Origin of the sequence: Marinobacter salexigens, from assembly GCF_018860765.1 — a bacterium.
Lineage (GTDB): Bacteria > Pseudomonadota > Gammaproteobacteria > Pseudomonadales > Oleiphilaceae > Marinobacter > Marinobacter salexigens_A.
The window spans coordinates 1,098,655-1,119,007 of record NZ_JAHKPV010000021.1 but is presented as its reverse complement, the minus strand read 5'-3'; the positions used below and the strand labels follow the sequence as shown (position 1 = coordinate 1,119,007).

General features: G+C 54.1%; 19 protein-coding genes and 1 other RNA gene. 17 read left to right on the top strand and 3 right to left on the bottom strand.

The genetic code is table 11. The features are described 5' to 3' along the window. Positions 1 to 98: 98 nt before the first annotated feature. Both KO508_RS18680 and KO508_RS18675 read left to right on the top strand, forming a co-directional pair. Positions 99 to 728: a glutathione S-transferase N-terminal domain-containing protein gene (locus KO508_RS18680; RefSeq protein WP_216009753.1), complete on the top strand. Its 630-nt coding sequence runs from the start codon at positions 99 to 101 to the stop codon at positions 726 to 728. A 59-nt stretch (positions 729 to 787) separates the two neighbouring features. Then, positions 788 to 1,198: a ClpXP protease specificity-enhancing factor gene (locus tag KO508_RS18675; RefSeq protein ID WP_216009823.1), complete on the top strand. Its 411-nt coding sequence runs from the start codon at positions 788 to 790 to the stop codon at positions 1,196 to 1,198. A 48-nt stretch (positions 1,199 to 1,246) separates the two neighbouring features. Here the strand turns inward: KO508_RS18675 and KO508_RS18670 are convergent, their stop codons facing one another. Genes KO508_RS18670 through KO508_RS18660 form a run of 3 tightly spaced genes read right to left on the bottom strand, consistent with a single transcriptional unit; the run spans position 1,247 to position 4,105 of the window. After that, on the bottom strand, positions 1,247 to 1,837 hold the full coding sequence (locus KO508_RS18670; protein ID WP_216009822.1) for a D-sedoheptulose-7-phosphate isomerase: 591 nt from the start codon (positions 1,835 to 1,837) through the stop codon (positions 1,247 to 1,249). Positions 1,838 to 1,842: 5 nt separating this feature from the next. Beyond that, positions 1,843 to 2,211: a YraN family protein gene (locus KO508_RS18665; protein WP_216009752.1), complete on the bottom strand. Its 369-nt coding sequence runs from the start codon at positions 2,209 to 2,211 to the stop codon at positions 1,843 to 1,845. A gap of 28 nt (positions 2,212 to 2,239) precedes the next feature. Next, complete coding sequence (locus KO508_RS18660; RefSeq protein ID WP_216009751.1) at positions 2,240 to 4,105, bottom strand: penicillin-binding protein activator; 1,866 nt, start codon at positions 4,103 to 4,105, stop codon at positions 2,240 to 2,242. Positions 4,106 to 4,298: 193 nt separating this feature from the next. On the opposite strand from KO508_RS18660, the gene rsmI reads away from it, so the two are divergent. From rsmI to KO508_RS18585, 15 genes are all read left to right on the top strand, one after another. Continuing rightward, a complete protein-coding gene (gene rsmI, locus KO508_RS18655; RefSeq protein WP_216009750.1) occupies positions 4,299 to 5,141 on the top strand; it encodes a 16S rRNA (cytidine(1402)-2'-O)-methyltransferase in 843 nt (280 codons plus the stop codon). Between the two features lie 56 nt (positions 5,142 to 5,197). Further along, positions 5,198 to 5,560: RNase P RNA component class A (rnpB, locus tag KO508_RS18650), an RNA gene on the top strand. A 305-nt stretch (positions 5,561 to 5,865) separates the two neighbouring features. Beyond that, positions 5,866 to 6,318: a division/cell wall cluster transcriptional repressor MraZ gene (mraZ, locus tag KO508_RS18645; RefSeq protein WP_216009749.1), complete on the top strand. Its 453-nt coding sequence runs from the start codon at positions 5,866 to 5,868 to the stop codon at positions 6,316 to 6,318. Beyond that, positions 6,315 to 7,301: a 16S rRNA (cytosine(1402)-N(4))-methyltransferase RsmH gene (gene rsmH / locus KO508_RS18640; protein WP_216009748.1), complete on the top strand. Its 987-nt coding sequence runs from the start codon at positions 6,315 to 6,317 to the stop codon at positions 7,299 to 7,301. Before mraZ ends, rsmH begins: the two co-directional genes overlap by 4 nt. 2 nt (positions 7,302 to 7,303) lie before the next feature. Then, positions 7,304 to 7,708 carry a cell division protein FtsL gene (ftsL, locus tag KO508_RS18635; RefSeq protein WP_216009747.1) on the top strand — a complete coding sequence of 135 codons (405 nt, stop codon included), beginning with the start codon at positions 7,304 to 7,306 and terminating at the stop codon, positions 7,706 to 7,708. Positions 7,709 to 7,737: 29 nt separating this feature from the next. Continuing rightward, positions 7,738 to 9,477 (top strand): peptidoglycan D,D-transpeptidase FtsI family protein, encoded by a 1,740-nt coding sequence (locus tag KO508_RS18630; RefSeq protein ID WP_216009746.1) that lies wholly within the window; start codon positions 7,738 to 7,740, stop codon positions 9,475 to 9,477. A gap of 4 nt (positions 9,478 to 9,481) precedes the next feature. Continuing rightward, positions 9,482 to 10,966, top strand: coding sequence for a UDP-N-acetylmuramoyl-L-alanyl-D-glutamate--2,6-diaminopimelate ligase (locus KO508_RS18625; RefSeq protein WP_216009745.1), 1,485 nt, complete (start codon positions 9,482 to 9,484; stop codon positions 10,964 to 10,966). Then, on the top strand, positions 10,963 to 12,366 hold the full coding sequence (locus KO508_RS18620; RefSeq protein ID WP_216009744.1) for a UDP-N-acetylmuramoyl-tripeptide--D-alanyl-D-alanine ligase: 1,404 nt from the start codon (positions 10,963 to 10,965) through the stop codon (positions 12,364 to 12,366). Before KO508_RS18625 ends, KO508_RS18620 begins: the two co-directional genes overlap by 4 nt. Continuing rightward, positions 12,351 to 13,436, top strand: coding sequence for a phospho-N-acetylmuramoyl-pentapeptide-transferase (mraY, locus tag KO508_RS18615; protein ID WP_200367702.1), 1,086 nt, complete (start codon positions 12,351 to 12,353; stop codon positions 13,434 to 13,436). The genes KO508_RS18620 and mraY overlap by 16 nt, the downstream gene beginning before the upstream one ends. Before the next feature lie 15 nt (positions 13,437 to 13,451). Then, positions 13,452 to 14,807, top strand: coding sequence for a UDP-N-acetylmuramoyl-L-alanine--D-glutamate ligase (gene murD, locus KO508_RS18610; protein WP_216009743.1), 1,356 nt, complete (start codon positions 13,452 to 13,454; stop codon positions 14,805 to 14,807). Beyond that, entirely contained in the window at positions 14,807 to 16,009 is a 1,203-nt protein-coding gene (gene ftsW, locus KO508_RS18605; protein WP_216009742.1) for a putative lipid II flippase FtsW, read from the top strand. The genes murD and ftsW overlap by 1 nt, the downstream gene beginning before the upstream one ends. Next, on the top strand, positions 16,002 to 17,108 hold the full coding sequence (gene murG / locus KO508_RS18600; protein ID WP_216009741.1) for an undecaprenyldiphospho-muramoylpentapeptide beta-N-acetylglucosaminyltransferase: 1,107 nt from the start codon (positions 16,002 to 16,004) through the stop codon (positions 17,106 to 17,108). Before ftsW ends, murG begins: the two co-directional genes overlap by 8 nt. Next, positions 17,101 to 18,546, top strand: coding sequence for a UDP-N-acetylmuramate--L-alanine ligase (gene murC / locus KO508_RS18595; protein WP_216009740.1), 1,446 nt, complete (start codon positions 17,101 to 17,103; stop codon positions 18,544 to 18,546). Before murG ends, murC begins: the two co-directional genes overlap by 8 nt. A 1-nt stretch (position 18,547) precedes the next feature. Continuing rightward, positions 18,548 to 19,513: a D-alanine--D-alanine ligase gene (locus tag KO508_RS18590; protein ID WP_216009739.1), complete on the top strand. Its 966-nt coding sequence runs from the start codon at positions 18,548 to 18,550 to the stop codon at positions 19,511 to 19,513. Continuing rightward, a complete protein-coding gene (locus KO508_RS18585; RefSeq protein WP_216009738.1) occupies positions 19,506 to 20,345 on the top strand; it encodes a cell division protein FtsQ/DivIB in 840 nt (279 codons plus the stop codon). Before KO508_RS18590 ends, KO508_RS18585 begins: the two co-directional genes overlap by 8 nt. Positions 20,346 to 20,353 lie beyond the last annotated feature (8 nt).

The window sequence follows — 20,353 nt, the reverse complement described above, 5'->3', positions numbered from 1 at the left end:
TAATCCCGCTCCCGGAGTTCCAGTGGGCATTAACCGGCCCGCTGGAATTTTTGCGTTTCTCGGGGCCAATTTGGTTTGTTTACTCGTGAGGTAGTTCTATGGGCGTTGTGACCAAGCGGTCATCGATGACATTTTTTTCGGATCCGACCAGCCACTATAGCCACAGAGTGCGTATTGTGTTGGCGGAGAAGGGTGTTACCGTTGATGTCGTAAATGTTGACCCGGATAACCCGCCAGCAGAGCTGGCTGACTTGAATCCGTATAACGCCCTGCCCACTTTGGTAGATCGTGATCTGGTTCTCTACGAGCCGAATATCATGATGGAATACCTTGATGAGCGCTTCCCTCATCCGCCGTTGTTGCCGGTTTATCCGGTTGCGCGCGCAAATAGCCGTCTGATGATCCACCGGATTCAGAAAGACTGGTGTGGTCTGGTTGATCAAATTCTGAGCCAGCCAAATGCCAAGGCTTCGGAAGTTGCCCGTAAAGAATTGCGCGAAAGCTTGCTAGCGACGGCGCCGCTTTTTGGTGAGATGCCATTTTTCCTTTCTGAGGAATTCACGATTGTGGATTGCTCGATTGCGCCCATTCTCTGGCGTTTGCCTTCACTTGGCATTGAACTGAACGATAAGCAGGCCAAGCCTCTTCATAAATATATGGAGAGTATTTTTGAGCGTGAGGGTTTCAAGGCGAGCCTTTCCGATCTGGAAGAAGATATCCGTAGCTAATTTGGCGGATTTCCACGTTATGGGATAGGAGGCGAGCCGTGCCTGATAATAAGATCACTATGACATCCAGTCGCCCATATCTGGTTCGTGCATTCAATGAGTGGATATTGGATAACGACTGCACGCCTTACATAGTGGTGGATGCGGGAATTCAGGGTGTTCAGGTGCCAACGGCACATGTGGCGAATGGGCAAATTGTTTTGAATATTAGCCCGGGTGCTGTGCGTGGACTAGTTGTTGGTAACAGCGCGCTGGAATTTAGTGCTCGTTTCGGTGGCGTGCCTATGCAGGTATTTATTCCGTTGCAGGCCGTCATGGCGATCTATGCTAAAGAAAATGGAGAGGGCATGGTTTTTGGCAGCGAACCTGGCTCACCGGATCCTGATGGGACCAATGATCGTGAAGGCTCCGGGAATGGCGCCCAAGAGGAACGACCTTCCGGTAGGCCTACCTTGAAAGTTGTGAAGTGACGTTTTGTGAGTAACCGTTGAAAAAAAGCCGGCATCCGCCGGCTTTTTTTATCCCCCAAATAATTTGCTATCCACTAGCGAGCACAGGGCGTTGACCACGACCATGAGCAGAGGCGTGGCCGCTGTTGGTGAAAGGTCGTTTAGTGCGATTTCGTGGTCCTCTGCATGCATCAGTGAAGTGATGTCAGATTTCTCCCGTGCACTCAACACAACCACGTTCATTTCCCGGTCATGGGCGGCCTGGATGGCCTGAATAAGATTTGCTTTGTGGCCGTCATCCACGATCACAAACAGGAGGTCGCCGGGTTTTCCTATGGCTTTGACCTGTCGTGAAAAGGTGTCGTTGAATCGGTTGTCACGACAGATGGCCGAGTAGGTGGTGGCGTCGGCCCCCAGATTGATAGCGGGTAGGGCTGGCCTGTCCTGCTCAAAACGGTTGAGGAATGCTGTGCAAAAATATTGGGCTACAACGTTGGCGTTACCATTAGCGCAGATTACGATTTTTCCGTCATTGAGAAGAGCATTCACAAAGGCGTCTGCCGCCTGCTCAATGGCTGGGCCAACGGTACTGGCCGCCTGAGCCGTGTGCTCCATATGGCTGGCAAATAGCTGGTTTATCAGGTTGCCCATATCGTTCATCAAATCTATATATCCGCCTGAATTGCATTTTTAATCCACTGTACCCGATATTTTTTCACGGTGCCGGGGCTAATTGCGACTACGTCTATCCGGCTTAGAGCATTCCACAGCTGATGCCGATGTAGATAAAAAGAAACCGCTTTTAGCAACTTCTGACGCTTTGGGTATGAAATGGAGCTTGCCGGGTCTACAAGACTACCTGTGCCGCGATAACGCACCTCAAAGAAAACGAGTGTGTCGTGGTGCAGCCCTATCAAATCGATTTCGCCACCGCGATTGTAAACGTTGCGCTCTCGGATTTGCACGCCCTGAGCTTCGAGGTATCTAGCGGCAACACCTTCGAAGTACGTACCTATTGCTTTGCGGCCTTCCATGGCTCTGTTCTCCTTCTCGGAGGAATGATTAGTTTGTTCGCACCTCGGTGTTTCTCTCCTCGGGTTCGCCGTTCTGGACGGCGGGCTCGGCTAAAAGGCTGGGTGTCCCGCTACGGAACTGCGCCCAGAGCTGATGTCGGTGGATGCTACCCTCTGGAGACATGGTTAGCACTCCTGTTTGGCCATCGATCGAGGCGGTCTGGACTTGTTTGAGTAGAGGGAGGCGTTTGCTCAACTTCCATGCATCAGCCCCCATGGCAAATAGCCTGCCTAGTTGGCCGCGAGTGCCCGGCAAAACGCTGCTGGCCTCGTTGCGCAATGGGTTTTTGTCGTTAAGTACCCAAGGGATATCGGTGAATATTATCTGATTGAGGTCGCGGTCCCTTCCTGCATCGGGTGTGCCTTCGTAAACAATCGAAGGCGAGTACACGGGCAGGTCGCCTCCGAAATAATAGGCAAACAGGGGCTTGAATTGGCGCGCAATGGCCGGCTCGGCCACCATGATGATGGCTTCGGCGTCCTGACGGCGACGAGGTTCGAATTCTACGTTCAGGCCAATGGTGCGCTCTACTTGAATAGCCCGATCCCGCGATACAGTAATGCCCAGCAAGTCCGCAGTGGCTGCGCGCAAGTTATCCTCGCGGAAGAAGCGTTCAATATCCAGGGCGACGGCTCCGTTTTCCTGCATACGTTGTGTGAGCGCTGCTTCCACGCGGTCGCCCCATTCGCCTTGGGGAATCAGTGCCAAGACCTGATTAATATCTTGCTCTGAGAGTCGGTCTGCAATTTGTCGAGCTTCGTCTTCCGCCGAAAGGCCGAACTGGTATAGGCCGTCAGGCGCGGTTTCGTTATCAGGTAAGTAGTTGAGACCCAGAGCGGGTACCGGTAGCGTTTTCATCTTAGTGAGGCTTGCAAGAGCCTCTTTTTCAAGAGGCCCGATGACCAAATCGACATCTTGTGCGGCGAGCTCTTTGTAAAGCTCGTCAAATGCCTGACCAGATGTATCTATAACGCGAATATCGGTTTTGCTGCGATCTGCGGAATCATCTTGGTAGTAGGCTGCAAGAAACCCGTCACGAATAGCCTTTCCTGCGCTGGCCAAAGGGCCTTGTAGTGGTAGGGCGAGGGCAATTCTGTCAGGCCGACTTTCCGCAAGGCTGGCAATGAGTTGAAGCTCCGATGGCAGTATCTGTGCAGCTGGGTGTCCGGGCCAGTTACTTTGCCACCGACGTATTATGCGTCCTTGTTCGTCAATGCTGAGCCCGAGAGTCCGAATGCTGGCGGCAAGCTCAAGCCAGCCCTCGGTCTCGAACCCAATAGACTTTTCACTTGCGGCTGAAAGTTTCTGGTCTGGAGCGGCCTTTAGGAGTGCCCAGATTTGGTCGTGAACCTGCTGTGGGTTCACGGTGCTGTCTGTCTGAGAAAGCAGCATCAATGTTATGGCAGCAGATAGCCTGTCACCGATTAGAGCATAGGTGTCAGCCTGAAGGTTGGCGGCCCTATTAACGAGATCCGAGTTGTAGCTTGTGAAATTGTCTGGCGCTAGCTTCGCAGCGATGCTGCTGGCCCATTGACGATCTTCTAATGCTACAGCGCTCGCCATGGCGAGTAGTTGCTTTTGTGCCTGCAGTGGTGGTGCGGGTTGCGCCAGTTGAGTGCTCTGCAGTAATGTGCGGGCGGCGCGATGCTCGCCACGATTCTGAAATCGGCTTGCGATCTTCAATAGGTATTGCTGAGCGATTTCAGCATTACTTTCTTTCGCTGCAACTTCGAGGGCTTGAGAGGGTGTTTGAGCAACGTGCGAATCCAAGTCGACACTGGCACAACCAGCAAACAGTAGGGTCAGCGTAAATATACTGGCCAGAGCACGACGGGTAGTAGGGTTCTTGGTCATGGCAAGCTCTATAGATTCCGGAGTTTTGGGGCTTGTGGCACCGATCTGATGGTGGCAAGTTTAACAGCTCCCGGGCCAATTCACATGACGCAGGTGTCATGGTGGCGCCATCTCTTCATTCGAGGCTCACATTTTGAAATCCGAAACGGGTCAACCTGCTAGACAGGTAATAAAATCAGGTGGTAAGCAAGGAATGCTCTACATCGTCGCCACACCTATCGGTAATTTGGAAGATCTTTCGCCGCGCGGAGTAAAAGTTCTCTCAAGCGTCGATGTTGTTGCTGCAGAGGATACGCGACACAGTGGGCGGCTCTTGGAACATCTCGGTATCAGCAAGCCAATGATTGCGCTCCATGACCATAACGAGCGCGATAGGGTCCAGAGCATATTGGGGCAGCTGCAGGATGGGGCCGATGTTGCGTTGGTTTCAGATGCCGGTACACCGCTTATTTCCGATCCGGGCTATGTGTTGGTTCGCGAAGCCAGAGCAGCGGGGGTTCAAGTGAGTCCGGTCCCGGGACCCTGCGCTTTGGTTGCCGCTCTGAGTGCAGCTGGCCTTCCCACCGATCGGTTTCTGTTTGTGGGTTTCCTGCCAGCGAAGCGTGCTGGCAGGCGCGCAGTGTTGGATGAGCTTCGGACAGAGGTGGCGACGCTTGTTTTTTACGAGTCTCCCCACCGTATATTGCATACAGTTTCGGATATCGCGGAGGTAATGGGAGTGCAGCGTGAGGTTGTGTTGGGCCGGGAAATCACCAAAACCTTCGAGACTTTCTACTCCGGAGAGGCCGCAGATGTGCATGCTGCATTAACAGAAGACCCTCATGGCAGTCGTGGCGAGTTTGTTGTCATGGTAAAGGGAGCTAAGAAGGCGGAGGTGGGCTTGATGTCAGGTGAGCTTGATGTTGACCGTTTGCTAGGCCTGTTAATGGCAGAGCTGCCGCTGAAGAAGGCCGCGAAGATTGCGTCCGGTGTGAGTGGTCTGAGTAAAAATGAGTTGTATCAGCGAGCTCTGGAGCTAAAAAATAATGAGGGGTGACTTTCTTGCCTGGGCTTTTCCTTGCATGGTGCGTGGTGCAGGAGTATGGTCACGCCCGAGCTCGCCAGACAGTCGCCGCCGGTTTTTACCGGGGGAGGAAAGTCCGGGCTCCGCAGGGCAAGGTGCCAGGTAACGCCTGGGCGGCGTGAGCCGACGGAAAGTGCAACAGAAAGTAGACCGCCTAAGTGTCCGTGGCTTGTTCACGGGTACCGGTAAGGGTGAAACGGTGCGGTAAGAGCGCACCGCGTGGCTGGCAACAGTCCACGGCGATGGTAAACCCCACCTGGAGCAAGACCAAATAGGAGTCCTATGGCGTGGCCCGCGCTGGACTCGGGTAGGTTGCTTGAGGCCTATGGTGACGTAGGCCCTAGATGAATGACTGTCCACGACAGAACCCGGCTTATCGGCGAGCTCGTCTTTTTCCTCTACTGAACAAATGTGTTTATTCTCACAGATGGCTTCTTAATAGCCAAAAAATCTTACACCTCACTTGTTTTCTCCAGACATTTTTGCAGGTGTTTGATTTTCCTTCTTTTCTTTTTCGTAATGTCATTTCTGGCTCGCGTTATCCGCTGTAACCTATTGTCATAAAAGGAACTTTCCCAAGAGCGACGCTGTTTACGGCGCTTGCATTGTGAATTGCGTGTTTCTATAGTGTGCACAAGTGGGAAAAAGTGGTGCTTAGTGGTTATTTGTGGTTTTCGAGTCCTCAGAGACAGCGTAGATGAGCAATTTTCTCGGCAGTCATGCCATCAATATGGATGCCAAGGGTCGCTTGGCGATCCCCACCAAGGTGCGCGAAGGTCTCGCGCAGGTTTGTGGTGGGCGTATTGTATTGACGGCGAATGACGGAGACGAGCGTTGCTTGTTGGTCTATCCAGAGCCCGAGTGGGAGATCCTTCGCCCCAAAATCGAGGCGCTTCCAAACATGAATAAGATAGCGCGGCGCTTGCAGCGTTTGTTGCTGGGTAATGCAGCACCCATGGAGATGGATTCTGCCGGTCGTATTTTGGTTCCGCCCACACTCCGCAGCTACGCCCATCTTGAGAAAAAGCTAATGCTGATCGGGCAGGGTAAAAAATTGGAGCTGTGGAGTGAGGAACGCTGGTTTGCATGGCTTGATGAGTCGCCGGGCGATGAAAATATGCCACCGGAGATGGAGGCGCTTTCCCTATGACTTCTGATCGCAAGCCGGAGGCGGGAGCGGAGTTTTCCCATCGCTCGGTGCTTCTGGACTCGGCGGTCGACTATCTGGTCAGCGACTCCATCGGCAAGTACGTAGACGCAACATTCGGTCGCGGTGGACACAGTCAGCTCATTCTTGGGCGTTTGGGCGCTTCCGGTAAGTTGCTCGGCATCGATAAAGATCCCGAGGCTATTCACGTAGCCGAGGAGTTTGCAGCAGGCGACCCCCGTTTCAGCTATTTTCATGGCTCCTTTGCGGAGTTGAGTCGCGCGGTATCAGAGGCGGGCTGGGAGCAGGTCAATGGTGTGTTGATGGACCTTGGTGTGTCGTCACCCCAGTTGGATGACGCGTCGAGAGGCTTCAGCTTTATGCGCGACGGCCCGCTCGATATGCGCATGAATCCGCAGCAATCACCAAGTGCAGCAGAGTGGCTGATGTATGCGGATGAGAGTGAAATTGCGGATGTGATCTTTCGTTATGGCGAGGAGCGCTTCGGTCGCCGTATTGCACGTTCGATTGTCGAGCGTCGCAAAGAAACACCTATCGAAACAACGCTGCAATTGGCGGCGTTGGTAAGTGATGCAGTTCCTAAAAAAGAGAAGCACAAGCACCCGGCAACCCGAACATTTCAGGCGGTTCGTATTTTTATTAATCGCGAACTGGAAGATCTTGAGACTGGGTTGCAGGGAGCAGTTGACCGGCTGGCACCGGGTGGGCGGCTGGTTGTGATTAGCTTCCACTCTTTGGAAGACCGGTTAGTTAAGCGTTTTATGCGAGATCTGGCTCGCGGTCCACGGCTGCCCAAAGGCATTCCTGTGACAGCTGCGCAGGAAGCTTCAGATTTTAGGTTGATAGGCAAAGCCAGTAAGGCCGGTGCGGGTGAAGTTAGTGAGAACGTTCGTGCCCGCAGCGCTGTTATGCGTGTTCTGGAGCGTATCGATAATCAACAAGCATCACCAACAGGGAGCGCATGATCATGGGCGCCGTAGCTATAGAGCCGGAGGTTAAACCGGCAAAGTTAAACAAAGAAAAGGTTCGCGAAGGCGTTGTTGCTGCCGTCCGGATCTCTCGTCGGGTTTTCGACGCCACGCGGCAAACAAAAGTTCTGATCTCTCTGGTTCTGGCAGCGTTGCTTGTCGGTTCTGCTATCGGTGTGGTTGTAAGTAGTCATCAAAACCGGACTCTCTTTAACACGCTGTCTCAACTTCACGCGGAGCGGGACAGCTTTCAGGCCGAGTGGAGTCAGTTGCTTTTGGAGCAGAGCGCAATGGGTGGCCACGGTCGCGTAGAGAAGCTCGCAGCAGAACGGTTCGGCATGGTAGCGCCGGGGCGTCAAGATATTGTTTTGGTGCCTTTGATGTCGCCGCTGGCGTCCCGGTAGTTTATGAAATTAACCTTAGGGTGATCTGATTGTCCAGTCAGGAATCAGTAAGAACATTAAGCCAAAAGTTGGCGGCAGGCTTAAAGGCTTGGCGCTTTGGCTTTGTGCTGTGTGTTTTTCTGGTTGTTGTTCTTGTGATTGGCTGGCGTTTGGTTGACCTACACGTTGTAGATAACGATTTTCTGCGCAAACAGGGTGATGTTCGCACGATTCGTGTGGAGACCATCGACGCCCACCGTGGTGTCGTTACCGATCGCTATGGCGAGCCGCTGGCGGTAAGTACACCGGTACAGACACTTTGGGCCAACCCTTCGGAAACAGATCCCGCCGAGCCGCGGCTGGCGAACTTGGCGCGGGTGCTGGACATTAGCGAAGCACGGCTGCGCGAGCGCCTCGCGGCATACGCCGGGCGAGAGTTCATTTACCTGCGCAGAAAAGTGCAACCGGGTTTGGCTGCAAAAGCCATGGATCTGGATATTCCTGGAATTTATACGCGTCAGGAATATCGTCGCTATTACCCGGCTGGTGAAGTAACAGCACACGTGGTCGGGTTTACCAATATTGATGAGCGCGGTCAGGAAGGAATGGAGCTTGCTTATAATGACTGGCTATCCGGTGAATCCGGCCGCAAGCGTGTACTAAAGGATAACCGCGGGCGGATCATTAAGGATTTAACGTTGATTCGGGATGCGGCCCCGGGCCATAACCTTGAGCTCAGCATAGATCTTCGCCTCCAATATCTCGCGTATCGCGAGCTTAAAGCGGTTGTCAGCGCCCACAAAGCGCGCGGCGGCACCCTTGTTATGTTGGATGTCGAGACCGGGGAGGTTTTGGCCATGGTCAATCAGGGGTCTTATAACCCTAACGACCGCAGCCAATTCGCATCGGAAAATCTACGTAACAAAGCCATCACTGACTTGTTTGAGCCCGGCTCTACCATGAAGCCAATCTCAATGGCCGCCGCACTGGAGTCTGGGCTGTATTCCGTTAACGCAACGATTGATACGTCGCCCGGCTACCGGCGATTTGGCCGGTTTACGATTCGCGATTACCGGAATTACGGAGTTATTAGCCTCACCGATATCATCGTCAAATCCAGCAACGTAGGCATTAGCAAAATTGCCTCGGAGCTGGGTGGTGACACGATTCGCAACCTTTACGCACGGCTCGGATTCGGCCAACCCACCGGGATCGGATTCCCGGGCGAGGCCGTTGGTGTATTGCCAGCAAGGCCAAAATGGCGCCCTTCCGAAGAGGCAACGCTTTCATACGGTTATGGGATGAGCGCTAATGCGCTGCAGTTGGCCCAAGCCTATATGGTTCTTGCAAATGGCGGCGTGCGGTATCCGCTAAGTTTGATGAAGTTAAATGAAAAACCCGTTGGCGAGAGGGTGCTTTCCGAGCAGGTAACCAGCGATGTTCGAGCCATGCTAGGCGAGGTCGTTGCCAGAGGGTCTGGTAAGCGGGCCCAACCGGGGTTTTATAGCGCTGGGGGCAAAACCGGAACGGTTCATTTGGTTGGTGCCCAAGGTTACGAAGACAGTCAATACAAGGCGATTTTTGCCGGCATGGCACCCATCGATAACCCCAGAATAGTTACGGTTGTGGCGGTAGACGCACCCCAGTCTGGAGAATATTACGGCGGTGAAGTGGCTGCGCCCGTGTTCTCCCGGGTGATGAGTGACGCGCTTCGCCTTTTGAATGTTAAACCAGAACTTGAAGTTGGCACGACTGGTCAGCAGCCGGTAAGCATCGGGGAGCGGGGGTGAGCCTATGTGCATAACGTCTCTGAGCACTTTGTTGCAAGGTTTTGCCCCTTTGCCTTCAGTTTTCGATGTGACAATCCATGGGTTGCAGACGGATAGTCGCAAGATACGTGCAGGTGAGGCCTTTATTGCCCTGGCCGGAGCAGCTACACCAGCCGACCATTATGTGGACGATGCGATAAAAGCAGGCGCGACAGTTGTGTTGCTGGAGTCGGAAAATGGTGGCGAGTGTCGAGAGCATCATGGAGCCCTGATTGTACCTGTTGCACACCTGCGAAAATCGCTGGGGAAGCTTGCTGCCCGATTTTATGAGCACCCGTCGCGTCGGCTTCGATTGATCGGTGTTACAGGTACCAATGGCAAAACCTCTGTCAGCCATTACATCGCCCAATTGTTAGAGCAGGCAGGCACGCCTTGCGGGGTTCTCGGAACCTTAGGTTACGGCATGCCCGGAGCATTGCACGAGGCTAGCCATACCACACCGGATGCCGTTCAGATCAATCGCGCCTTGTCTGGCATTCTCTCCAGCGGCGGCCGTGCGGCTGCAATGGAAGTGTCTTCCCACGGTTTGGATCAAGGGCGCGTAGACGGCTTATCTATAACCGGTGCTGTGCTCACCAATTTAACGCGGGATCATTTGGATTACCACGGTTCAATGGAGTCTTACGGAGCGGCAAAAGCACGCCTGTTCGAGCGGGAAGATGTGCATTTTTCTGTGATCAATTTTGATGACCCCTTCGGTCGTCAGCTCTTCGAAAAGCTTGAAGGTAAATGCGATCGCATCCGCTATAGCCTACACGAATCCGAAATGGAGCTGTGGTTAAAAGAGTTTCACCCCACAGACGACGGTTTTGATGCGTTGGTGGATGGTGAGTGGGGCCGCTTTGGTTTCTCGGCGCCTCTTATGGGGAGCTTCAACGTCAGCAACGTGCTTGCGGCGATTGCTACGGTATTGGCATTGGGTGCGACGGTTGAGCAGGTGCAGCAAGCGGTGAAGCTGCTGGCTCCACCACCCGGGCGGCTCGAACGTTTCTCTGGTACGAGTGGCGTTCGCGCAGTAGTGGATTACGCCCATACCCCGGATGCGTTGGCAAATGCTATAGCAGCATTGCGCCCGCACGTTACAGGCAGGTTGATCTGCGTGTTCGGTTGCGGCGGCGATCGGGACAGCGGCAAACGGCCAGAAATGGCGAAGGAGGCGGAAGAGAGTGCTGATGTCATTGTTGTTACGGATGACAATCCCAGAACAGAAAGCCCAGTAAGCATTGTGCAGGATATTCTGGCTGGCTTCTCGCGCCCGGAAGCGGCAACTGTTATTCACGATCGAGCCGAGGCAATCCGTTTCGCCATTTGCATGGCAAAGCCAGACGATCTTGTTCTTATCGCCGGAAAAGGCCACGAGTCTTGGCAGGAGATTGATGGTCAAAAGTTTCCTTTCAGCGATGCGGCGCATGTGTGTCAAGCGCTCAAACTTGAAGGAGGCGAGCAATGATACGTGCCTTCTCGCTCGCCGAAGCGGTGCGTTTTACTGGCGCCAAAAGCGCGTGGCAAGAGTTGGAAACGGTTCAGTTCTCTGGAGTGTCCACAGATACACGCGCCTTAAAATCCGGCGATTTGTTCGTGGCTCTACGTGGTGAGAATTTTGATGGCCATAAATTTTTGCAGGCTGCGCAGAAACTCGGTGCGAGCGGCGCCGTGGTTGATGCTCAGGCCGGTGCAGCCGATAGCAACCCCGGTATGCCTCAGTTGGTGGTGGCCAATACCGTTGATGCCTTGGCAGGGCTGGCGGCAGGCAATCGGAATGAAAGTGATGCAAGGCTGATTGCCATCACCGGTAGCAGTGGCAAAACCACAGTGAAAGAACTGGCAGCCACCATTCTGATGCAAATGGGCCAAACCCATGCGACCCGAGGCAATCTGAACAATCACATTGGTGTGCCACTGACTCTTTTCGGCCTTAATCCGGAGCATCAATACGGTGTTATCGAGCTGGGAGCCAGCGGGATTGGAGAAATTGCCCATACAGTCGCAATCACCAAGCCTGAGGTTGTAATTCTCACGAACGCAGGACAAGCGCATCTGGAAGGCTTTGGTAGTTACGACAATATCGTGCAGGCCAAAGGGGAGATTATCGAGGGCGTTTCAGAGGTCGGGTTAGTGGTTCTGAATCGCGATGACCCCGCATTTGACCAATGGCTTGCTCGTGCGGGCAATCGCAGGGTTGTGAGCGTTAGTCGCCTTGGCCACGCCGATGCGGACTACACGGCAGTTGTAGTGCAGCCGAAGGACACCAAGCCTGAGGTGTCGATGACTGGGCCTGAAGGGTGGTCGTGCAGGATAGTCCAGCCTTTGGAAGGCGACCACAACGTAACCAATACTCTGCTCGCCATTGCGGCAACAAGGGAGTTGGGTGCAACGGATGTCGCCATCACCAAAGGGTTGGCGGCCATGCAACCGGTTAGCGGCCGTTTGCAGATTATCAACTTGCCCGGAGAATTGACGGTAATTGATGACAGTTACAACGCCAACCCAGCCTCCATGAAGGCTGCTTTGAATGTCCTAGTAAAACGCGAAGGTAAACAGGTAGCGGTTTTTGGGGCTATGGGAGAGTTGGGGCCGACTGCCCACAAGTTGCACAGCGAAGTAGGAGCCTATGCTGCTGAGCTCGGTATTGACCGTCTGCTAACGGTGGGCGCCGGCTGCGAAGGTTATGCCGAGGGATTTGGGGGCGCAACCGAGATGTATCAAACACACGACGAGGCCATACAGGCCATCGTTAGCACGAACCATCCAGCCATGACTGTGCTGGTGAAAGGGTCCAGAAGCTCTGCCATGAACTTCGTGGTGGAAGGGATCAAAGACAAGGTGAATAACGCATGCTGCTCTGGTTAACAGAGGTTCTATCACAATATTTCTCGGCGCTGACGGTGTTTCAGTACCTCACCGTGCGCGGGATTCTGGGCACTTTGACCGCCCTGCTGATCTCTTTGGTTATCGGCCCTTTGATGATTCGCAAGTTGAGCCAATACCAGATAGGTCAAGCGATTCGCGATGACGGGCCTCAAACACACCTCAGTAAAGCTGGCACTCCCACTATGGGTGGCGCGCTGATTCTAGTGTCTATAGGTATCACCACACTGCTCTGGGCTGACCTTTCCAATCGTTATGTGTGGGTGACCCTATTGGTCACCATGCTATTTGGCGCGGTTGGCTGGGTTGATGATTACCGTAAAGTGGTCGAGCGCAATCCACGCGGTCTGCCTGCTCGTTGGAAGTATTTTTGGCAGTCGCTGATCGGCGCAGCCGCAGCCATCGTGCTCTATTTCAGCTCTGCTTTGCCTCAGGAAACATCGCTTTACCTGCCGTTCTTGAAAAACGTCTCGCTGACTCTTGGCCCTGTGCTCTTCATTTTGCTGACCTACTTCGTGATCGTCGGCAGCAGCAACGCAGTGAACCTGACCGATGGTTTGGATGGCCTCGCAATTATGCCCACGGTGATGGTCGCTGGTGCATTAGGCATCTTCGCGTATGTGTCTGGCAACGTTCAGTTTGCGAATTACCTGTTGATCCCGCACTTGCCCGGCACCGGCGAGCTTATTGTGTTCTGTGGGGCGCTGGTCGGCGCTGGGCTTGGTTTTCTTTGGTTCAATACCTATCCCGCTCAAGTCTTCATGGGCGATGTTGGTGCATTGGCACTCGGTGCAGCACTTGGTGTGGTGGCGGTGATTGTGCGACAGGAAATTATTCTCTTCATTATGGGCGGCGTGTTCGTAATGGAGACGGTGTCGGTAATTCTACAGGTGGCTTCATTCCGGTTGACCGGACGTCGGATTTTCCGGATGGCGCCCTTGCATCACCACTTTGAGCTAAAGGGCTGGCCGGAGCCACGAGTGATTGTGCGTTTCTGGGTTATTACAGTCATTCTCGTTCTGATTGGCCTGGCCAGTCTGAAATTGCGATAGGAAACCGGACTGATTATGAGTGTCATCACGTCAGATCGCCGCACATTAGTAGTAGGGCTGGGTAAAACCGGACTCTCCTGCGTGCGCTATCTGTCTGCTCAGGGGCGGAGCATCGCAGTGGCTGACAACCGCGAAGTGCCTCCGTGTGTGGGTGACCTCCGTTCCGAGTGGCCGGATATCCCAGTCTATCTTGGGCCGTTCAATCGTGAACTGTTTGCAGGATTCAATGAGTTGATTGTAAGCCCGGGGGTCAGCATTACCGAACCGGCCATTGCCTATGCGGCGGAGCAAGGTGCGCGCATACGGGGTGATATAGATTTGTTTGCCGAAGCAGCGGATGCGCCGGTTGTGGCTATCACCGGCTCCAATGGTAAAACCACCGTCACCACCTTGGTGGGCGAGATGGCTCGGGCCGCTGGTCGCAAAGTTCAAGTTGGCGGAAATATCGGAACCCCTGCATTGGACTTACTGGGATTTGGTGCGGAGCTGTACGTATTAGAGCTCTCAAGCTTTCAATTGGAAACCACAGCGGAGCTCAATGCGCTGGCAGCGACGGTATTGAACGTTAGCGATGACCATATGGATCGCTACCCGGACAAAATGGCTTACTTTCAAGCAAAACAGAGAATATTCAACGGCTGCCGCAATGCCATTGTGAATCTGGATGACGCACTGAGTACGCCTATGGCGCGAGATACCTTGCGGTTTTTGTGTTTCGGGTTCAATCGCGTTAACCCGGAGACGTTTAGCACGCGAGAGGACGATCAGGGTGTCTGGATAACCTTTGGGTTCGAAAACCTTTTGAATGCCAATGAGCTAAGGCTTGTGGGTTGGCACAACCTCAGCAATGTGATGGCGGCGTTGGCGTTGGGCCATGCTGCCGGTCTGCCGATGAATTCCATGCTCGCCGCCGCCCGTGAGTTCAACGGGTTGCCGCACCGCTGCGAATTTGTGCGCAAACGTGCTGGGGTGGAGTACATCAACGATTCGAAAGGAACGAATGTCGGCGCCACCGTTGCCGCTATAAAGAGTTTGGTGCCGGAGGGTGACGGCAAATTAGTGTTGATTGCCGGTGGTGATGGCAAGGGTGCAGCGTTTTCAGAGCTGGCGGAACCCGTTAGATGCTGCTGCCGCGCTGTGGTGTTAATCGGCCGTGACGCAGATCTGATTGAAGGCGCCCTAGACGCAGATCTTCCAATTTATCGCACAGAATCTTTGGCCGATGCAGTGAAGAAGGCTGCGGAGTTGGCTCTGGAACACGATCGAGTTCTGTTTTCTCCAGCCTGCGCGAGCTTCGACATGTTCCGCGATTACATCGACCGAGGTGATCAGTACCGCAATCAGGTGCAGTCGCTGGGGGAGGTGGCCTGATGCAGGCAGGACTATCAGCGACTCCAGCTCGGACTCAATGGGTGGGGGAGATCCAGCCTCTGCCGGTACTGGTAATAACCTCGGTTGCTTTGTTGCTTATTGGTGTGGTGATGATTTCTTCAGCGTCCATGGACATGGCGATAGAGACCGTAGGAAATGGTTATCACTATGTGATTCGCCAGCTTTTGTTCGCGGCACTGGGCTGCATGCTTGCACTAGTGTCGGTCAACGTGCCGGTGGCGTGGTGGCAGCGCAGCGGCTGGCTGTTGCTTGGAATAGGCCTTCTGGTTCTGGTTTTGGTTCTTACACCTTTGGGCCGAACCGTAAACGGTTCGACGCGTTGGATTCCGTTTGGACTGTTCAATGTGCAAGTATCAGAAGTGGCCAAGCTGTGTCTCATAGCTTATCTGGCTGGGTACGTGGTTCGGCGCCGTGTAGCTTTGTTGGAAACGTGGGCGGGCTTCTTGAAGCCTGTGGGGATTTTGTTTGTTGCATCGGTTTTGTTGATGTTTCAACCTGATTTTGGTGCCACGGTTGTTCTAGTGACCGCTGCGGCTGGCATGATTTTCCTGAGCGGTGTTCGCCTGAGCAAATTTGTTCCGCTTATCGCTATTGCAGCGGCGCTTGGTGCCCTTCTGGTGCTGACTCAGCCCTATCGCCTGAAGCGTGTAGTGAGCTATCTGGATCCTTGGAAAGACCAGTTCGATAGCGGCTACCAGCTTACCCAGTCATTGATTGCGTTCGGGCGTGGTGAATGGGGTGGCGTTGGCTTGGGCAACTCGATTCAAAAGCTGTTTTTTTTACCGGAAGCCCATACAGATTTTATTTTCGCGATCATTGCGGAAGAGTTCGGGTTGCTGGGTTCATTGATCGTGCTCGGTCTATTTGCCGTGCTGGTTGTAACCGGTTTCGTGATTGCCAGACGCGCTGAGAAAGCGGATATGCCGTTTGGTGCCTGCTTTGCTTATGGTATTACGTTGCTGATCGGCCTGCAGGCGGGTATCAACATGGCTGTCAGCACCGGATTATTGCCCACAAAAGGGTTGACCTTGCCATTGGTGAGCTATGGCGGCTCTAGCCTGATGGTTAGCTGTGTGTGTATCGGGATTCTGGCCAGAGTTGAGATGGAACGGCTAGATAGCGAAAAGCAGGCTTCGGAAAAGACCAGCCCTCGGAAGGGAAAGGGGGCTCGTTATGACTAAATCACGCCGCTTTTTAATGATGGCCGGAGGTACCGGAGGGCACGTGTTTCCTGCGCTGGCCACTGCCCGTGCACTTGAGGCCAAGGGTCACGAAGTGCACTGGCTAGGAGCCGTTGGAGGTATGGAAGAACGGTTGATTAGTGATACGGGTATCCCTTTGTCCCTGATCCATATTTCCGGGCTTCGTGGCAAAGGCAAGCTGGCTTTGATGCTGGCCCCCTTTCGGCTAATGCGCGGGCTGGGCGAAGCTTTCACCATAGTGCGACGCATTCGCCCCGACTGCGTGGTCGGTATGGGCGGATTTGTGACCGGCCCGGGCGGTGTAGCGGCTTGGCTGACGCGAACGCCTTTGGTAATCCATGAACAAAATGCCATTGCTGGAATGACCAACCGCCTGCTGGTGCGGTTTGCGAAAACGGTACTGGAAGCTTTCCCTGAAAGCTTTGGGGCGGAGGTAATCACTCGGTGCACTGGGAATCCAGTGCGTCAGGATCTAGTAGCGTTACCGGCACCGGAGCAGAGATTGGCCGGGCGTTCACACGAATCCGGCGAGGCCAATAATGCGCTGCGCATTCTGGTGGTCGGCGGCAGTCTTGGAGCGCAAGTGTTTAATCAGCAGTTGCCGGAAGCTTTGGCAATGTTGCCGCAACAGGAGCGGCCTCAGGTAAGGCATCAGTGCGGTGAAAACCATCTTGACGCTGCGCGCGCTTCCTATGAGCAGCATGGGGTTGATGCAGATGTTGAGCCATTTATTAAGGACATGGCGGAAGCCTACAGCTGGGCAGACATCGTGCTATGTCGCGCGGGTGCACTGACAATTTCGGAGCTTTGTGCAGCGGGTATTGGGGCGGTGCTGGTGCCGTTCCCCCATGCGGTGGATGATCATCAAACAAAAAATGGCCAGCAAATGGTCAATGCGAAAGCAGCTGTATTGATACCTCAGTCGCGGCTGACCCCAGCCGTGCTGGCAGAAACCTTGAGAGACCTTTCCAAGGATCGAGCTCGAGTCTTGGACATGGCCAAGGCTGCACATACTTTGGCCCGCCCTGACGCAACGGAGCGGGTCGTGAATTATTGCCTGGAGGCCGCTAATGGCTGATACAACCAATCCGCCGCTTGCGTTTCAAGTACCGGAAATGCGCCGGATACGCCACATTCACTTCGTGGGTATCGGTGGTGCGGGCATGAGCGGTATTGCCGAGGTACTAAAAAACCAAGGCTACGAGGTGTCTGGTTCAGACCTGAAAGAAGGTGTGGTCACTCATCGCCTTAAAGCCATGGATATTGAAATTCACATCGGTCATAGAGCGGAGAACAGCGCCAAAGCTGATGTGGTTGTTGTGTCTTCCGCTGTTGCATCGGATAACCCGGAAATGGTTTCAGCCCGAAGCCGACGGGTGCCCATTGTACCCAGAGCTGAAATGCTGGCCGAAATTATGCGTTATCGCCACGGTATTGCTGTCGCTGGAACCCACGGTAAGACAACGACCACCAGTTTGATTGCATCGGTGCTCGGCGAAGCTGGGCTTGATCCGACGTTTGTAATCGGTGGCAAGTTGAACAGTGCAGGCACCAATGCCAAGTTGGGCGGGTCCCGCTATTTGGTTGCCGAGGCGGATGAGAGCGATGCCTCGTTTCTGCATTTAACGCCGACTGTGTCGGTAGTGACTAACATCGAAGCCGATCATATGGACACCTATGACGGCGACGTAGAAAAGCTCAAGCAGACGTTTGTGGATTTTCTCCACAATCTGCCGTTCTACGGGTTGGCGGTGATGTGTGTGGATGATGACTACGTGAACGAAATCATCCCCCGGATCTCCCGCGCCATCATCACTTATGGCATTAGCAATCCAGATGCAGATTATCGCGCTGAACGCATAGTGACAGACGGCCTTAAAACACACTTTGTGGTTAAGCGACCGGGCGGGCGAAGTGACCTTAACGTCGAACTAAAAATGCCGGGCCGTCACAACGTTTTGAACGCCCTCGCGGTGATCGCTGTCGCCACGGATGAAGGCGTTGCAGATGAAGCAATTTGTCGTGGGCTAGCTGTTTTTGCAGGGGTTGGACGCCGGTTTCAGGTTTACGGGGATTATCAAACGCCAAACGGCACCGTCACGCTGGTGGATGACTATGGCCATCACCCCACGGAAGTGGAAGCCGTCATTCAGGCCGCTCACGATGCCTGGCCGGGTCGCCGATTGGTGATGCTGTATCAGCCTCACAGGTTTAGTCGTACCCGTGATTTGTATGAAGATTTTGTACGGGTTCTATCAGAGGTCGACAGCCTATTGCTTATGGATGTTTATTCCGCCGGTGAAGCTGCCGTGCCTGGTGCGGACGGAAGAGCGCTATGTCGCAGCATAAGGCAGCGAGGCAAGGTCGAGCCTTTGTTTGTGGAAGACAATCGAGAAATTGAAAGCTTGCTGTCCAGCGTTCTGCAAGACGGCGATCTGTTGATTACTCAGGGTGCCGGAGATATCGGTGGTATAGCGATCCGGCTGGCGGAACAAGGAGTCTTTTCAGGTGAGTGATATGCAGCATCCCGCAGTCCCGGCGTATCAAGCCGAACCAGACGTTGTTCGGGCACTGGGGCGTGTGGCTGTTTTTATGGGTGGAGACTCAGCTGAGCGAGAAGTGTCTCTTAAAAGTGGCAAGGCGGTTCTGGCAGCTTTGGTGTCTGCGGGTGTAGATGCCTTTGCTCTCGATGTTCAAGGCTGTTTGCTGAAAACAGTTGAAAACCCTGAATTCGATCGGGTTTTCATTGCATTGCATGGCCGCGGTGGAGAAGACGGAACACTGCAAGCCATTTTGTCTCAGGCCGGTATTCCTTACACCGGAAGCGAAGTGATGGCGTCGTCTTTGGCGATGGACAAGTTGCGCACCAAGTACGTGTTTGCTGGCTGTGGTTTACCAACACCACAGTTTAAAACTATGTCGGCAGCAGGTGAAGCCGAACAAATTGTTCAGGAGCTGCGCTCGCCTTTGAGTGTAAAGCCGTCCCGAGAAGGTTCCAGCATTGGCATTCGTAAAGTGCATACCGCAGTTGAGCTCGCTGAAGCCTTCGAGGCGGCTGCCGCACTAGATAGTTCAGTGCTGGTCGAAGAGTGGATAGAAGGGCCGGAATTCACGGTCAGTTTGTTGCAGGACCGGGCTTTGCCAGCCATCGGGCTGAGCACAGATCATGTGTTCTACGATTATGACGCGAAATACCTCGCGGACGATACCCGTTACCGAATTCCCTGTGGCCTAGCGCCCGAGGATGAAGCGAGGCTGCAGAACCTTGCTTTAGAGGCGTTTCGAGTCGTGGGCTGCCGCACCTGGGGCAGAGTTGACATTATGCAGGATGGAGACGGCGAGTTCTGGCTGCTGGAAGTGAATACCGTGCCAGGCATGACTGATCACAGCTTGGTGCCTATGTCTGCTAAAGCCGCAGGTATTAGCTTTGAAGAGCTGGTTGTACGAATCCTTCTAGACACACTGGAGGGCGCTAATGCTTGAAACACTGCTGATCCGGAGTCGGGCGATACCGTCCGAGCCTCCCCGGCGCCGAGGAGCAACGACTCTCGGGCCGGAGAAGGACCGGTTTGGTGTGTTGAAGGCGGTGCTGGCAGCAGTGCCTTGGCTGCAAGCTGGTATGGGCATAGCGATTCTGCTTGCGGCGGGCCTTGTACCTTGGGCAACCGGAAAGGTACTGGGCGCTATGGACCAGCAGATTCTGGCCATTGATGTGAATGGTGAGTTTGTCGGGGATAGCCGCGTTGCTTTTGAACGCCAAGCCGGAAACTGGATCGGCAAGAGCTATTTTTCGACGGACCTTTCGGACATCAAGACCAATCTTGAAAAGCGGCCATGGATTGACTCAGTCGCGGTGCGCCGTGTGTGGCCCGATCGTCTGGAAATCAACATACGGGAAAAAAAGCCTCTAGCGTATTGGACGGATGGACGTTTGGTCAGTCGCACCGGGGAGTTGTTTATGCCACCCAACCCGGATGTGGCAGGGAGATTGCCGCAACTTGCAGGGCCGGATGAGCGCGTGCGCGATGTGATCAATATGGCTCGCACCATGAGCGACAAACTGGTGGCCCACGGTTTGGGCTTTTCCGGGCTGGAGTTGGAGCGGCGTGGAGCTTGGACTCTTCGCCTCTCAAACGGAATTGAGGTGGTACTCGGTCGGGATCAAGTTGCAAAGCGCTTTGAGCGTTTTATCACAGTTTATGAAAACCGATTGATATCTCGGTCGGACGAAGTTAGCCGGGTAGATGCGCGCTACACCAATGGTGTAGCCGTTCAGTGGAAGCAGGTTCAGGCCGCTTCCGGCCCAAAAACATAGAAACAGTA